The sequence below is a fragment of the Salinimicrobium profundisediminis genome, assembly GCF_026241755.1.
GTDB lineage: Bacteria > Bacteroidota > Bacteroidia > Flavobacteriales > Flavobacteriaceae > Salinimicrobium > Salinimicrobium profundisediminis.
On the sequence record NZ_JAPJDA010000007.1, the window covers coordinates 58,529 to 72,456 of the forward strand.

At 41.0% G+C, this 13,928-nt stretch carries 15 protein-coding genes; all 15 read left to right on the forward strand.

Going from position 1 to position 13,928, the window contains the following annotated elements; all coding sequences use genetic code 11:
• Positions 1 to 50: 50 nt before the first annotated feature.
• The 15 genes from OQ279_RS05600 (at position 51) to OQ279_RS05670 (ending at position 13,858) form a co-directional block, all read left to right on the forward strand.
• Entirely contained in the window at positions 51 to 569 is a 519-nt protein-coding gene (locus OQ279_RS05600; protein ID WP_266068860.1) for a DUF6913 domain-containing protein, read from the forward strand.
• On the forward strand, positions 562 to 1,434 hold the full coding sequence (dapA, locus tag OQ279_RS05605; RefSeq protein WP_266068861.1) for a 4-hydroxy-tetrahydrodipicolinate synthase: 873 nt from the start codon (positions 562 to 564) through the stop codon (positions 1,432 to 1,434). The genes OQ279_RS05600 and dapA overlap by 8 nt, the downstream gene beginning before the upstream one ends.
• A 106-nt stretch (positions 1,435 to 1,540) precedes the next feature.
• A complete protein-coding gene (locus OQ279_RS05610) occupies positions 1,541 to 2,356 on the forward strand; it encodes an outer membrane protein assembly factor BamD (RefSeq protein ID WP_266068862.1) in 816 nt (271 codons plus the stop codon).
• A 15-nt stretch (positions 2,357 to 2,371) separates the two neighbouring features.
• Complete coding sequence (locus OQ279_RS05615; RefSeq protein ID WP_274704439.1) at positions 2,372 to 2,698, forward strand: DNA-directed RNA polymerase subunit omega; 327 nt, start codon at positions 2,372 to 2,374, stop codon at positions 2,696 to 2,698.
• A 6-nt stretch (positions 2,699 to 2,704) separates the two neighbouring features.
• Positions 2,705 to 3,916, forward strand: a complete 1,212-nt coding sequence (coaBC, locus tag OQ279_RS05620; protein WP_266068863.1) for a bifunctional phosphopantothenoylcysteine decarboxylase/phosphopantothenate--cysteine ligase CoaBC — start codon at positions 2,705 to 2,707, stop codon at positions 3,914 to 3,916.
• Entirely contained in the window at positions 3,909 to 4,799 is an 891-nt protein-coding gene (gene porD, locus OQ279_RS05625; RefSeq protein ID WP_266068864.1) for a type IX secretion system protein PorD, read from the forward strand. The genes coaBC and porD overlap by 8 nt, the downstream gene beginning before the upstream one ends.
• Positions 4,800 to 5,130: 331 nt before the next feature.
• Positions 5,131 to 5,583, forward strand: coding sequence for a hypothetical protein (locus OQ279_RS05630; protein ID WP_266068865.1), 453 nt, complete (start codon positions 5,131 to 5,133; stop codon positions 5,581 to 5,583).
• The gene (locus tag OQ279_RS05635) at positions 5,584 to 5,943 is read left to right on the forward strand and encodes a type II toxin-antitoxin system PemK/MazF family toxin (protein WP_266068866.1); all 360 of its coding nucleotides are present in this window, start codon (positions 5,584 to 5,586) and stop codon (positions 5,941 to 5,943) included.
• A gap of 385 nt (positions 5,944 to 6,328) precedes the next feature.
• Positions 6,329 to 7,981 (forward strand): DNA repair protein RecN, encoded by a 1,653-nt coding sequence (recN, locus tag OQ279_RS05640; RefSeq protein WP_266068867.1) that lies wholly within the window; start codon positions 6,329 to 6,331, stop codon positions 7,979 to 7,981.
• 49 nt (positions 7,982 to 8,030) lie between these two features.
• Complete coding sequence (locus OQ279_RS05645) at positions 8,031 to 8,855, forward strand: enoyl-ACP reductase FabI (RefSeq protein WP_266068868.1); 825 nt, start codon at positions 8,031 to 8,033, stop codon at positions 8,853 to 8,855.
• A 97-nt stretch (positions 8,856 to 8,952) separates the two neighbouring features.
• Positions 8,953 to 9,963, forward strand: a complete 1,011-nt coding sequence (locus OQ279_RS05650; protein WP_266068869.1) for a glycosyltransferase family 2 protein — start codon at positions 8,953 to 8,955, stop codon at positions 9,961 to 9,963.
• Positions 9,953 to 10,909, forward strand: a complete 957-nt coding sequence (locus tag OQ279_RS05655; protein ID WP_266068870.1) for a YbbR-like domain-containing protein — start codon at positions 9,953 to 9,955, stop codon at positions 10,907 to 10,909. The genes OQ279_RS05650 and OQ279_RS05655 overlap by 11 nt, the downstream gene beginning before the upstream one ends.
• Positions 10,906 to 11,481 (forward strand): dephospho-CoA kinase, encoded by a 576-nt coding sequence (gene coaE, locus OQ279_RS05660; RefSeq protein ID WP_266068872.1) that lies wholly within the window; start codon positions 10,906 to 10,908, stop codon positions 11,479 to 11,481. Before OQ279_RS05655 ends, coaE begins: the two co-directional genes overlap by 4 nt.
• 82 nt (positions 11,482 to 11,563) lie before the next feature.
• Positions 11,564 to 13,132 (forward strand): sensor histidine kinase, encoded by a 1,569-nt coding sequence (locus tag OQ279_RS05665; protein ID WP_266068873.1) that lies wholly within the window; start codon positions 11,564 to 11,566, stop codon positions 13,130 to 13,132.
• A 3-nt stretch (positions 13,133 to 13,135) separates the two neighbouring features.
• Positions 13,136 to 13,858, forward strand: coding sequence for a response regulator transcription factor (locus tag OQ279_RS05670; RefSeq protein ID WP_266068874.1), 723 nt, complete (start codon positions 13,136 to 13,138; stop codon positions 13,856 to 13,858).
• The last annotated feature ends 70 nt before the right edge of the window (positions 13,859 to 13,928 follow it).

Consider the following 13,928-nt stretch of genomic DNA (forward strand, 5'->3'; position numbering starts at 1 on the left):
TAGGCGGGTGCGGTTGCGTTTGGTAATAAGAATATCTATAATTTTGCCCGGTGAAAATTCAGGAAATAAAGTTCGCTTTAGCGCGAAAAAAATGGCGGTCTCAGGCAGGTAATTTTGCTGAAAAAAAGAGGTTTCAACTCGGCCTTATTCTTGATGCTGAAGATGAGCAGGCAATTTTGCCATTTTTGAAGCTACAGGATGATCTTTCCCTTCAAAAGCAGCAGGTTTGTTTTGTTTTTTGCCGCGAAAAAGGTTTCAGAAATGGCATTTTTGAGTACCCTATGATCTCTAATGCCGACTTCAGCTGGAATGGCAGGATTTCTGAAGGTGCTTCAGCATTTTTGAACACTCAGTATGAAGTTTTGATTTCTTTTACTGCTGAAGAAAATAAACTGGCAGATTTTCTCGTTTCGGTTAGCCGGGCACAGTTAAAAGCAGGAAGGAAAAGGAATGATGAAAATGCCATTTTTGACCTGAATATTTCCGCAGAACTTTCAGAAGCTGAAGTTTTTGTACATGAACTAAAAAAATATCTGAAAAATATTAAATACAGCAACCTAAATGAATAAATTTATTGGTACGGGTGTTGCCTTAATCACCCCATTTAAAGATGACCTTTCCGTAGATGAGGAAGCGCTAAGAAAGCTGGTGAATTTCCAAATTGATAACGGGATAGATTATATGGTGGTTTTAGGAACTACCGGCGAAAGCGCAACCCTTACTGCCCAGGAAAAACAACTCGTTATTGATACGGTAGTTTCAGAAAACAATGGTCGTATTCCTTTAGTACTGGGAATTGGCGGGAATAATACTGCCAAAGTTTGCGAAGAGGTTTCCAGCACCAATCTTTCTGCTTTTGATACAGTATTATCGGTTTCTCCTTATTACAACAAACCTTCCCAGGAAGGCATTTTTCAGCATTATAAAGCAGTGGCATCGGCATCGCCAAAACCCATAATTATGTATAATGTGCCGGGTAGAACGGGGTCTAATATGCTGCCCGAGACTGTAAAGCGACTGTCGCAGGTTGAGAATATTATTGGGATCAAAGAAGCTGCGGGAGATATTGTGCAGGCTATGAGGATTATTGATGCGGTACCCGCCAGTTTCCTGGTGATCTCGGGAGATGATATGGTAACATTGCCTATGGTTCTTGCCGGTGGTCATGGGGTGATCTCGGTGATTGGACAGGGGCTTCCGGCCGAGTTCTCTAAAATGGTGCGCCTGGGCCTTGAAAGAAAAGTAGATGAAGCTTACCAGTTACATTATAAAGTGGCACCTTCTATAGATCTTATTTTTGCTGAAGGAAATCCTGTGGGGATAAAGGCACTGTTGCAGATGAAAGGAATTGGAAAAAACAAGCTAAGGCTGCCTTTGGTTTCTTCAACCGACAAACTGAACGAAAAAATCGAAACCTTTTTAGGTAATTTCTAATTCATAAACCGGCAGAAATCCTTTGGTTTAAGGCGAATTTATGCTGGAACTAAAGTTTTTATAATAAAGCAGAAAAGAGTATTTTTGCCAGATGTTAAAATTCAGGATGAAAAAAGTAATCTTATTATTAAGTGTAATTTTCCTCTTTACCTCTTGTGGTGAATACCAAAAAGTTTTAAAGAGTAAGGATACCGGTCTAAAATATTCAACTGCAGAGAATCTGTACAACGAAGCCAAGGCAGGCGAGGGGAACTCCCGAAGAAAATACAGGAAAGCACTCAGGCTGTTTGAGCAATTGGTGCCCGAGTTCAGAGGTAAGCCACAGGGCCAGAAACTTACCTTCATGTTTGCTGATACTTATTACGAACTTAATGATTACTTCCTGGCAGGCTACCAGTTTGAGCGTTTTGTGGAAAGTTATCCTGAAAGTGAAAAGCTCGAAGAGGCTGCTTTTAAAGGAGCAAAAAGTTATTACTTCCTTTCGCCGGCATACTATCTTGATCAGACTGAAACCATAAAGGGGATTAGTAAAATGCAGGAGTTCATTAACCGCTTTCCCGAAAGTGAAAGAATGGATGAAGCTAATAAGCTAGCCACAGAGCTTAGGGTAAAGCTGGAGCGAAAAACATACGAAATTGCCAAACAGTATCACCATACAGAAAGTTACGTAGCGGCAATAACTGCATTTGATAATTTTATTTCTCAATACCCGGGTTCTCCCTTTAGAGAAAAGGCCCTGTATTACAAGTTTGAGTCGGCTTATCTTTACGCCATCAACAGCTACGCTTATGCCATGCCCGAAAGGCTTGCAAATGCACGGGAATATTTTGAAGATTACCAGCGATATTATCCCGAAGGAGAATATATTGAGATGGCCAATACTGCTTTAAAAGACATTGAAACAAAAGAACAACAATTATAAATCTGAGACGAGAATATGATAGATCTAAAGAGAACGGATGCTCCACTAAACACTACGACGCTTGATAAGAACAAGATCGACTCTACTACTAACAATATTTATGAGGCGATCTCTATAATTTCTAAAAGAGCTACGCAAATAAACGGCGAGATCAAGAAAGAACTTCTTGAAAAGCTTGATGAATTTGCTACTTACAACGACAGCCTTGATGAGATCTTTGAAAACAAGGAGCAAATCGAAGTTTCTAAATTCTATGAAAAACTACCTAAGCCACATGCACTTGCGGTTCAGGAGTGGCTGGAAGAGAAAATCTACTATCGCAACACAAAGAGCGAAGAATAAAAAGCTATGTCTGTAATAAGCGGCAAAAAAATACTTCTCGGCGTTACCGCGGGTATAGCCGCTTATAAAACAGCATTTCTGGTACGGCTGTTTGTTAAAGCCGGGGCGCAGGTGAAGGTGATCATGACCCCTGCAGCCAAAGAATTTGTGACCCCTCTTACCTTATCCACCCTTTCCAAAAATGCAGTTATCTCATCTTTTACCAAAGAGGAAGACGATAATGATGAATGGAACAATCACGTGGAAATGGGCCTTTGGGCCGATCTTATGCTAATTGCACCTGCTACTGCCAATACCCTTTCAAAAATGGCACAGGGGCACAGCGATAATTTTTTACTTGCTACCTATCTTTCTGCACGGTGCCCGGTTTATTTCGCCCCGGCTATGGATCTTGATATGTATAAGCATCCTTCTACTTTAGAGAACTTTGAAAGTCTCAGGTCATTTGGAGATATTATGATCCCGGCTACTTCGGGGGAGCTGGCCAGTGGTCTAACTGGCGAAGGCCGTATGGCCGAGCCCGAAGATATCGTGAAGTTCATTGCAAATCATCTTGCTGAAAATCTTCCGCTTTACAACAAAAAGGTACTAATTACTGCGGGGCCAACATACGAAGCTATTGATCCTGTACGTTTTATTGGAAATCATTCCAGCGGAAAAATGGGCTTTGAACTCGCTGCGGCTGCACATGCTGCCGGAGCTCAAGTTACCTTGATTTCGGGGCCTACACATTTAGAGAATCCTAATGAAGATATAAAGATTATTAGAGTTCAAAGCGCTGTGGAGATGTACAATGCTGCTACAGATCATTTTTCTGAAGTAGATATTGCCATTGCATCGGCTGCAGTGTCTGACTATCGCCCGAAGATTTCGGCTTCTCAAAAGATCAAAAAGTCGGCAGAGACTATGGAACTTCAGCTGGTAAAGAACCCTGATATATTAGCCTCTCTTGGAGAATTTAAAAAGCATCAGCTACTGGTCGGGTTTGCTTTGGAAACTGAAAATGAAGAGGAAAATGCAAGCGGGAAGTTAAAGAGGAAGAACCTCGATTTTATTGTTCTCAATTCCCTGAACGATTCGGGTGCAGGCTTTAAGTCTGAAACCAATAAAGTAAAGATCCTCTTTAAGGATGAGAAAGTAAAAGCTTTTCCGCTGAAGTCAAAAAGAGAAGTGGCTCAGGATATCCTGAATGAAATAATCCTGTTATTAGATGAATAGAATAATTCTTTTCTTGTGTGTCTTTTGTTTCAGCCTTGCCGTAGGGGCGCAGGAGCTAAATTGCCAGGTAGTGGTGAATTCTGAACAAACTGGCCAGGCAAATGCATCGGTATTTAAGACCCTGCAAAACGCCATTAGTGAGTTTGTGAATCAAACGCGCTGGACAGACAGGGAATTTCTTCCGCAGGAGCGTATCAACTGCAGCATGTTCATCAACATCAGCAGCTATGACGGCAATAAATTTTCAGGAAGCATTCAGGTGCAGTCGTCCCGTCCTGTTTTTGGCTCTACAATGATCACGCCTGTATTCAACTTTAACGATGAGCAGCTGGCTTTTAATTATTCCGAATATGAGCCGCTTGAATTTAGTCCCAATCAATTTGATTCAAACCTGGTTTCGGTAATTGGTTTCTATGTGTATACCATTCTGGGGCTTGATGCCGATACCTTTAGTAAACAGGGAGGAACACCTTATTTTCAAACTGCCAACCAGGTTGTAGGTACTGCACAGCAGAGCTCTTATAGTGGCTGGAAAGGCACAGACGGCAATAGGTCCCGTTACCAGCTCAACGCCAATTTACTGTCAAATACATATTCCGGCTATCGCGATGCGCTTTACACCTATCACCGCAATGGCTTAGATGTAATGCACATGTCTCCTCAAGAAGGGAAGGAAGCCGTGGCCGGGGCAATAATGGATTTGCAGCGAATGAATAGCCGTCGCCCCAACTCACTTTTACTCCGTACTTTTTTTGATGCCAAGGCCGACGAAGTGGAACAAATCTTTAGTGGTGGCCCTCAGGTAAACACCCGGGAGGTGGTAGAAGCCCTCAACAATCTCGCCCCTACTTTTTCTGAAAGGTGGTCTAATATTATATATTAATAGTTTCGGCACGGATTACAAATCCGCGCCAACTGATTGTTGTTCCTTTTAAATTTATATGATCAGTCAGGTCGAGCGGAGTCGAGACCTCTATTTTTGGTTAAAGGTTCGGTACAGATTACAAATCCGCGCCAACATAGCTGCAAAAATTGCCATTTTTGAGAGGATCTTTAAAGTTTTAGCTATAACATAGAAGTTAGAGTTTTTAAACTGTAGCTTTCGCTATTCGAGTCGTTAGCAATAATCTATAAAAGAGTGGTTTAGTATAACTTTAGAATCGAAATGGATATAATATCGTATTTTTGTATAAATTTAGATTACACCAGTAACAATGTATTTATCAATTGATATAGAACAAATGGCTCGTCCTGTTGTTAAAAACGCAGGTAGAACCTCTCTTATATCAAGATTTTTGCACTTTTTTTTAAACAGAAGTTTAAAGAGCTTTTGTCAGGAATTAGATTCCTTTATTCTCTCTTTAGAAGGTTCTTTAAAACATATAGAGAACCTTGATGAAGATGGAGCTATGAAACTCTTACAATCTACAAAAAAGACGATTTCAAAAATGGATGAAATTGGTGAAGAGCTTCAGAAGGTTAGCTATTTCGAAAATCAGAATGTAAAGGAAAAATATATCTACATGCAAAATATCCTTTACAAAATTGAAGGTCGTTTACATCGGATTACTTTTCAAAACAAGAAAAAATTTTCTTCGGAAGATTCTTTAAAGAGGGGAGTGATTAAAATGAATTCGAAATACACCGAAACACTTCTCGTAAAATAAATGGCAGTTTTTAAACGAGGAGACATCATAGAAGTTTTTTTTGATCTTCCTTACAGTAAAGAAACAAAAACCCACCCCGCTATTATTATTTCCAACGAAGATGTATACGACGCTGACGAAATTTATATATGCGTTATGATGACGTCATCATCCGAAGAGGATCTTTTTACTTTTGAAATTAAACAGGAGATGTTGCAACGGCAAAACAACAAAATCTATAGTCAGGCAAGGTGTCATTTAATTACGTATGTTATGGAAAAGCATATCGTGGGTAATTATGCCAAGAACTCATTAAAGCCTGCTGCTGTGAACAGGCTTATTGCCCGAATTAATGAAGTCTCATTAGAAGATTTTTCATGAGGCCAGGTGCAAGAATGGCTATCCAAAAATGGCTTTTTTGAGAACTATTTTTTCGGGTATTCATTTCTATAAAGAAACAGGCAGTTATAATGATATTGTATTTTTTAAACGCCACTTTTACTTGATCGCAGATGAGAAAAATATTCATCTTTTTTTTAAGATATTTTTTTCACAAAGCTTCAGGAGTTTTTTCTCATTAAATTGCCATTTTTGAGAGGATTGGATTCTTTCAGAAGAAATTCCTTCTTTGTCGGGATGATTTTTTTCTTCGGAAATTAATCTGCCAAATTTGGTGCCTGCCATTTGATTCTTTTAAATTTGCTCCCTGTTAATTGCTTACTGCCCATAGAATTTTGCCTTATCTTTAACCAAAATTTTCATTCTCTTGCTTACAAGCCTTTCTATAAAAAATTACGCTCTAATTGAAGATATCCAAATGGATCTTCAAAGTGGTTTTACAATAATTACAGGAGAAACCGGGGCGGGTAAATCTATTATGCTCGGGGCTCTTTCCCTTCTTTTGGGTAAGCGTGCCGACTACAGTGCAATAAGGGACAAAGAAAAGAAATGTGTTATTGAAGGAAGCTTCAACATTTCTTCCTATGACCTAAAAGCTCTTTTTGCTGAAGAAGACCTCGACTTTGAAACACAAACTATTATAAGGAGGGAAATTCTTCCTTCTGGCAAGAGCAGGGCATTTATAAACGATACTCCTGCAAATCTTTCTTCTCTCCAGGTGCTTGGGGAAAGACTGCTCGATATTCACAGTCAGCACGAGACTTTGAGCCTGGGTGATAACGATTACCAGTTCCTGGTCATCGATTCCCTGGCGGCAAATGCTTCCAGGCTCAAGCAGTATCAGGCCGAAATGCAGCAGCTCAGGGTGCTTCAAAAACAGCTACAGCAGTTGCGGGAAGAACAGGCGCAGGCTACCAAAGAATACGATTACAACCTTTTTCTGCTTACCGAACTGCAGCAGGCAAAGCTGGTAACAGGAATGCAGGAAGAACTTGAAGAGCGCTATGAAGAGCTGAGTAATGTAGAACAACTTACCGATCAACTTGGGAGTGCTGTAAATCACATTCAGCAGGAAGAGATTGGTGCCGCCGCCGCTTTAAGGGAAGCAAAGAACAATTTGCAGCGCATTTCGGGTATTTCAGGTAATTACCAGCAGCTTTTTGAGCGGCTGCAAAGTCTGAATATAGAATTAGACGATATAGCTACCGAACTCGAATCGGCTTTAGATAAGGTGGAGGCTAATCCGGCAGAGCTGGAGCAGGTGAATGCAAGGCTTCAGGTGTTGTATAACCTTCAGAAGAAGCACGCAGTTGCAACTGTAGATGAACTAAAACAAATCGAGGAAGAACTCGTAAAGAAAGTAGCAGTTTCAGAAAATGCCGAAGAAGAAATAGCACATTCAGAAAAAGCCATTTCAGAAAAGAAAGAAGATCTGCATAAAATAGCAACAGATCTGCACGCTGCCCGAAAAAGTGTGATCCCGAAATTTGTAAAGGAAATCGAGACCATACTTGCCGATCTTGGAATGCCCAACGCTACACTAAAAATTGAGCTGGAGCAGCAAAAAGACTTTTTTCACAACGGGCAGGATAAACTTAACTGGTTGCTGGCGGCCAACAAAGGCGGGAGCTACAATGAAATTAAAAAGGCTGCTTCGGGCGGGGAATTGTCGCGAATCATGCTGGCAGTGAAAAGTATACTCGCCACTTACAGCAAGTTGCCTACCATTATATTTGATGAGATAGATACAGGGGTTTCGGGCGATATTGCTCAAAAAATGGCCGGTATTCTTCAAAAAATGGGGAAAAACATGCAGGTTATTGCAATTACACACCTTCCGCAAATTGCCGGAAAAGGGGACAGGCACTTCAAAATTTATAAAGAAGATGCCGTTAACAGCACCATTACCAACATTAAGGAACTCAGGGGAGAAGAGCGGGTTGAAGAGCTGGCCATGATGCTTGGAGGCAAAAACATTAGCGATTCTGCCGTCGCCCATGCGAAAGCGCTTCTGAATTAAAAGATGTTTATTATATTTACCCGCTTAATAAAAACTATAAAACCAAACCATGTCATATAATCTACTTAAAGGAAAGAAAGGGATCATCTTTGGAGCCTTAGACGAAAACTCTATTGCCTGGAAAACCGCTTTGCGTGTACATGAAGAAGGAGGAGAATTTGTACTTACCAACGCGCCTATTGCCATGCGAATGGGAAATATTAAAGATCTTGCCGACAAGACAAATTCGCAAATCATCCCTGCAGATGCTACCAGTGTAGAAGACCTGGACAATCTTGTAGATAAAGCCATGGAAATTCTTGGGGGAAAACTCGATTTTGTACTGCATTCTATTGGAATGTCGGTCAATGTTAGAAAAGGGAACCATTACACCGATATGAATTACGATTTCACCACTAAAGGTTGGGATGTATCGGCTGTATCTTTCCATAAAACCATGCAGAGCCTTTATAAAAAGAATGCCATGAACGAGTGGGGAAGCATTATGGCGCTTTCTTATATCGCTGCCCAAAAAGTATTCCCAGATTATAACGATATGGCCGATAATAAGGCATATCTTGAATCTATTGCCCGTAGTTTTGGGTATTTCTTCGGAAAAGAGAAAAAAGTAAGGGTGAACACCATTTCCCAGTCGCCCACGCCTACTACTGCAGGTACCGGCGTGAAAGGTTTTGACGGATTTATCGCTTATGCCGATGAAATGTCGCCGCTTGGAAACGCAACAGGAATGGATTGTGCAAATTATATTGTGACCCTGTTTTCAGACCTTACAAAAAGAGTTACCCTGCAAAATCTTTTCAACGACGGTGGTTTCTCCAATATGGGAGTGAGCCAGCAGGTGATGGAAGCTTTTGTAAAGGGAAAAGGAGAGTAAGCTAGTTCAAATATCGATAGTAAGAGGTCTTAAAAATGTCATTTTGAGGCCTCTTATTTTTTGGTGCCTGTCCCACTTTCTTTAATACATTTGTGCTATGAAGCTGTCCTTCTCATTTATTGTTCCCGTTTACAATCGCCCGGCCGAGATCAGGGAGCTGCTGCAAAGCTTGTGTGAACTCGACTACGGCAAAGCCTTTGAAGTGGTGATCGTAGAAGACGGTTCTACAATCTCTTCGGAAGAAGTGGTGCAGCAATATGCCGGAATGCTGAAGATCAGCTACTTTAAAAAGCCGAATTCAGGTCCCGGTGATTCCCGTAACTACGGAATGGCCCGGGCTGCCGGGAACTACTTTTTGATCCTGGATTCTGATGTACTTTTGCCGCCGCATTATCTTACTGAAGTTGAAAAAGAGCTGCAGCAGGATTTTGCTCACTGTTTTGGTGGCCCCGATGCTGCTCATGAAGGTTTTAGTGACCTGCAGAAGGCGATAAATTATACCATGACCTCTTTTTTTACTACCGGCGGAATTAGAGGAGGAAAGAAGATGCTGGGAAAATTTGAACCCCGCAGCTTTAATATGGGATTGTCAAAAGAGGCGTTTCTTGCTAGTGGTGGCTTCGGAAGAATTCACCCCGGCGAAGATCCCGACCTGGCACTTAGGCTCCAAAAAGGGCATTTTTCAAGCCGGTTATTTCCGGAAGCTTTCGTGTACCACAAGCGGCGTATAGACTGGGAGAAGTTTTACCGGCAGGTGAATAAATTTGGGATGGTAAGGCCAATTTTGAATAAGTGGCACCCAGAGTCGGCTAAGATCACGTACTGGTTTCCGACTTTATTTAGTTTTGGGCTTGTGGTAGCTGTGATTTTTGCCTTTTTTGGATGGTATTTGCCTATGTGGGTGTATGTGGTGTATCTGTTGGTTCTGTTTTTCCATTCTTTGGTGCGTAACGGCAGTATTAAAATTGCAGGTTTTTCTATTGTAGCTGCTCTCGTACAATTTCTGGGTTATGGGTTTGGTTTCTGCAAGTCAACCTGCTATCTTAGGATGTTCAACATGGATCCGGAAGAGAGGTTTCCAAAGCTATTTTTTAAACATGCTCAATAGGTTTAAAACGGTTACAAAGGCGCGGTTTAAAAAAACCGACTTCAATTCATTTTTGTTCTTTCTGTTCTTTGCGATCGTGATCTGGATCTTTGTGCAGTTTTCAAAGCAGTATAGTGAAGTGATAGAAATTCCTGTGGAGTATGTGAACGTGCCGCCAGATAAACTGCTGCTCAACAATCCTGAAAGCCTTCAGTTAAGGGTAGAGGAGAATGGTTTTACCGTTGCCTGGTTCTCACTTTTTGCACCCACCATAACTATAGACCTTGCACAGGCCCATGTAGCTGACGGTAACCTGGTGTACGATCTTATTGAAAACAGGGCTCAGCTTCAGTCTCAACTGGAGCTCGATATGGATGATAACCAATTCCTGAAGGAGGTGCTCACCGTGAATTTTGAACAGAAACAGGAAAAAAAGCTGCCGGTGATCTTCCGAAGTAATATTGAGTACGCCGCCGGATATTCGGCTGTAAGTGATCTTCAGTTTACACCCGACTCCATTATGGTGAGCGGCCCAGATAACGTTTTAGATACCCTTTCGAGGCTTCTTACCGAGCCGCTTAGCCTTGCAAAAGTAAAGAACGATAGAGAAGGGGCAGTGTATCTTGATACCACTGCACTTCCAAATGTCACTTTTTACAACAATAAAGTGGAGTATAGCCTGGATGTTGAAAAGTTTACTGAAGGAAAGGTGCAGGTGCCTATTGAAATTATGAATGTGCCGCGAGGGCTTAATGTGGTGATATTTCCGAAGGAAGTGGTTTTGTTCTACCAGGTCAACCTGAAGGAGTTTAATAAAGTAACAGCTTCAGATTTTAGAGTGGTGGTAGATTTCAACGAGGTAAGGGGCGAGCAGGATTTCCTTATTCCCCAGGTGATCAAAAAGCCCGACTTCACCTCAAACCTTCGGCTTAATGAGAAGAGAATTCAGTTTATTATTAAAAAATGAAAGTAGTAGGACTTACGGGAGGTATTGGAAGCGGAAAAACTACTGTTGCGGGTTTCTTTAAAGAACTTGGTATTCCGGTTTTTATCGCCGATGATGAAGCTAAACTATTAATGGTTAGCAACAGTGAGGTAAAATCGGCCGTACAAGCACTTTTTGGAGAACACAGCTATAAAAATGGGCTGCCCGAAAGAAAATATATTGCTTCAAAAGTCTTTGGAGACCGCGAGAAACTTGAACAATTAAATGCTATTATACACCCTGCTGTGGCCCGGCATTTTGAATCCTGGAAAGAAGAGCAGGTGGCGCCCTATGTGATCTATGAAGCAGCCATTCTGTTTGAATCCGGGGGATATAAAAAGTGCGATTTCAATCTCCTTGTCACGGCCCCTTTAGATCGAAGGATTGAAAGGCTCAAAAAACGCGACAAATCTACCCTCGAAGAAATCGAAGCCAGAATGAACAACCAGTGGAGTGATGAAGAAAAGGCGAAACTGGCCGACTTTATCATCGAAAATAAGGAGCTCTCCAGCACCCGTAAAGCAGTGCACGAACTACATGAAACCCTCGTCTAGAGCGCGTAAATACTGGATTTCTTTTGTTAACTTTTGGTTAAAGGGTATTTTGGCTAAATGTTAAAATCATACTTTTGAAGATATGAACAAAAAGATATTTTTTCTTTTGGTGGTTCTCATGAGCCTCTCTCTTATAGGAATTATATTTGTTCAGGGATTTTGGATAAAAAATACAGTTGAGAGCAAAGAAGAGCAGTTCTCTTTTAATGCTAAACAGATACTGCGAAGAGTAGCTAATGAGGTAGAGAATAACGAGCTGGAGAACTACTATTTCGCGATGCAGGAATTGGTAGACAGTTTGGGGGCGCAGGCAGACAGCGCTATTATAAACGAAATATTTGAAGAACAGCAAGAATTCTCAGATGATGTTTACCTATCTTCACAGGGAAGTTTAGAGGAAGATTTTAAGCTTTCTACCGCTTTTCTGGATGCATCTGTTGATACCGTTCAGTTTAAAAAATTGATTAACCGGAAGGTGTCAAAGCTGGTGGAGAACGACAGTATGAATGAGAATATGCTTTCTACCACTGGCAGGATCAACCGCATCTTTAGGATGAAAGATGTAGAGAAGGAATTTATCCGTTCTACTGTGAGCGAATATACGAGCAGGAAACCTCTGCATGAGCGGGTTTCCAGGTCATACCTTGAAGATTTGATCCAGACGGAGCTAAGCAACAGGGGGATGAATACCTCCTTTGAATACGGAATTTACGGTAATGGTTTGGCTACCAAGGTACAGTCAGAGAATTTTGAACTGGATGCCAGGACCACTTACAGGGTGCCTATTTTTACTTCGGGGAATAGCAGTAACAATTACCAATTGTTCGTAAATTTCACTGAAAAGAAACAGGTTGTATTGTCTTCCATTACTTTGATGGCGGCTTTATCAATTATTTTTACGCTTATTATTGTGATAGCTTATTCCAGTGCGCTCTCTCAGTTGATAAGGCAAAGACAGATATCCGAGATAAAAACGGATTTTATTAATAACATGACGCATGAGTTCAAAACCCCTATTGCGACAATAAATTTGGCGCTTGATGCTATTAAGAATCCGAAGGTGATGAACAACCCCGAAAAGGTGGCGCATTATCACCGCATGATAAGGGATGAGAATAAAAGAATGCACGCCCAGGTAGAGAACGTATTGCGAATTTCCAGGCTCGAAAAGAACGAACTGGACCTTAAAAAAGAAAGACTTGATTTACATGAGTTGATTGAAGAAGCTATAACCCATGTAGAGTTAATTGTAGAAGACAAACAAGGGTATGTACAAACACATTTTGGGGCTTTAAGGGCTTCCATTCTGGCAAACCCGACCCATTTTACCAATGTAATTGTGAACCTTTTGGACAATGCAGTAAAATATTCTCCAGATACCCCAAAGATTGATATCTACACCGAGAATGTAAAGAACTACATTGTAATGAAGGTACGTGACCAGGGGAGCGGAATGACGAAACCTGTGCAGAAAAAAATATTTGAGAAGTTTTATCGTGAGCATACGGGAGATATCCATAATGTGAAAGGCCACGGCCTGGGTCTTGCCTATGCAAAGCGTATCCTTGATGATCACCACGGACAAATTAGCGTGGAAAGTGAAAAAGGAAAAGGAAGTACATTTATAATTAAACTACCACTAATATCTTAATTTATGGAAACTGAAAATAAGAAGATTTTACTAGTTGAAGACGATCCAAACTTTGGAACGGTATTAAAAGATTACCTGGCCATGAACGATTATGAGGTCACTCATGCCAAGAATGGAATGGAAGGATTTGAAAAGTTTAAAAAAGATGATTTTGATCTTTGCATTCTTGATGTAATGATGCCTTATAAAGATGGTTTTACCCTGGCCAAAGAAATACGGGAAAAGAACGAAGAAGTGCCAATTATCTTTTTAACTGCGAAAGCAATGAAAGAAGATGTGTTGAAAGGTTACAAAGTAGGGGCAGATGATTACCTCAACAAGCCTTTTGACAGTGAGGTACTGCTTATGAAGATCAAAGCCATTATGCAGCGTAAAGCTACAGATAGTGTGGCCGATAGTAAGCAGTTTGAATTCCAGATTGGTGATTTCCACCTCAATTCAAAGCTCCGCTTCCTTACCTTTAGGGATGAAGAGCCTTCAAAACTTTCTCCAAAAGAAAATGAATTGCTGCGCCTGCTCGCCTTACATGAGAACGATCTTATGCCAAGAGAGCTTGCTCTAACAAAGATTTGGAGAGATGACAACTATTTTACATCCCGAAGTATGGATGTTTATATTGCCAAGCTGCGTAAATACCTTAAAAAGGATGAGAACGTTGAGATCCTTAACATTCATGGGGAAGGATTCAGGCTTGTTATAAGAAATAAAGAAGAAGCACAGAGTTAACATATTAGATTTCAGTTTCTAAGTATTTGGGCCTTGCTGCAGTTAAGCTGCAGCAACGTCCTCATATTTA

Bases quoted from the DNA above. Each gene is read 5' to 3' on its own strand.
- dapA (WP_266068861.1), top strand. From the start codon at position 562: ATGAATAAATTTATTGGTACGGGTGTTGCCTTAATCACCCCATTTAAA.
- OQ279_RS05610 (WP_266068862.1), top strand. From the start codon at position 1,541: ATGAAAAAAGTAATCTTATTATTAAGTGTAATTTTCCTCTTTACCTCT.
- OQ279_RS05615 (WP_274704439.1), top strand. From the start codon at position 2,372: ATGATAGATCTAAAGAGAACGGATGCTCCACTAAACACTACGACGCTT.
- coaBC (WP_266068863.1), top strand. From the start codon at position 2,705: ATGTCTGTAATAAGCGGCAAAAAAATACTTCTCGGCGTTACCGCGGGT.
- porD (WP_266068864.1), top strand. From the start codon at position 3,909: ATGAATAGAATAATTCTTTTCTTGTGTGTCTTTTGTTTCAGCCTTGCC.
- OQ279_RS05630 (WP_266068865.1), top strand. From the start codon at position 5,131: ATGTATTTATCAATTGATATAGAACAAATGGCTCGTCCTGTTGTTAAA.
- OQ279_RS05635 (WP_266068866.1), top strand. From the start codon at position 5,584: ATGGCAGTTTTTAAACGAGGAGACATCATAGAAGTTTTTTTTGATCTT.
- OQ279_RS05645 (WP_266068868.1), top strand. From the start codon at position 8,031: ATGTCATATAATCTACTTAAAGGAAAGAAAGGGATCATCTTTGGAGCC.
- OQ279_RS05650 (WP_266068869.1), top strand. From the start codon at position 8,953: ATGAAGCTGTCCTTCTCATTTATTGTTCCCGTTTACAATCGCCCGGCC.
- OQ279_RS05655 (WP_266068870.1), top strand. From the start codon at position 9,953: ATGCTCAATAGGTTTAAAACGGTTACAAAGGCGCGGTTTAAAAAAACC.
- coaE (WP_266068872.1), top strand. From the start codon at position 10,906: ATGAAAGTAGTAGGACTTACGGGAGGTATTGGAAGCGGAAAAACTACT.
- OQ279_RS05665 (WP_266068873.1), top strand. From the start codon at position 11,564: ATGAACAAAAAGATATTTTTTCTTTTGGTGGTTCTCATGAGCCTCTCT.
- OQ279_RS05670 (WP_266068874.1), top strand. From the start codon at position 13,136: ATGGAAACTGAAAATAAGAAGATTTTACTAGTTGAAGACGATCCAAAC.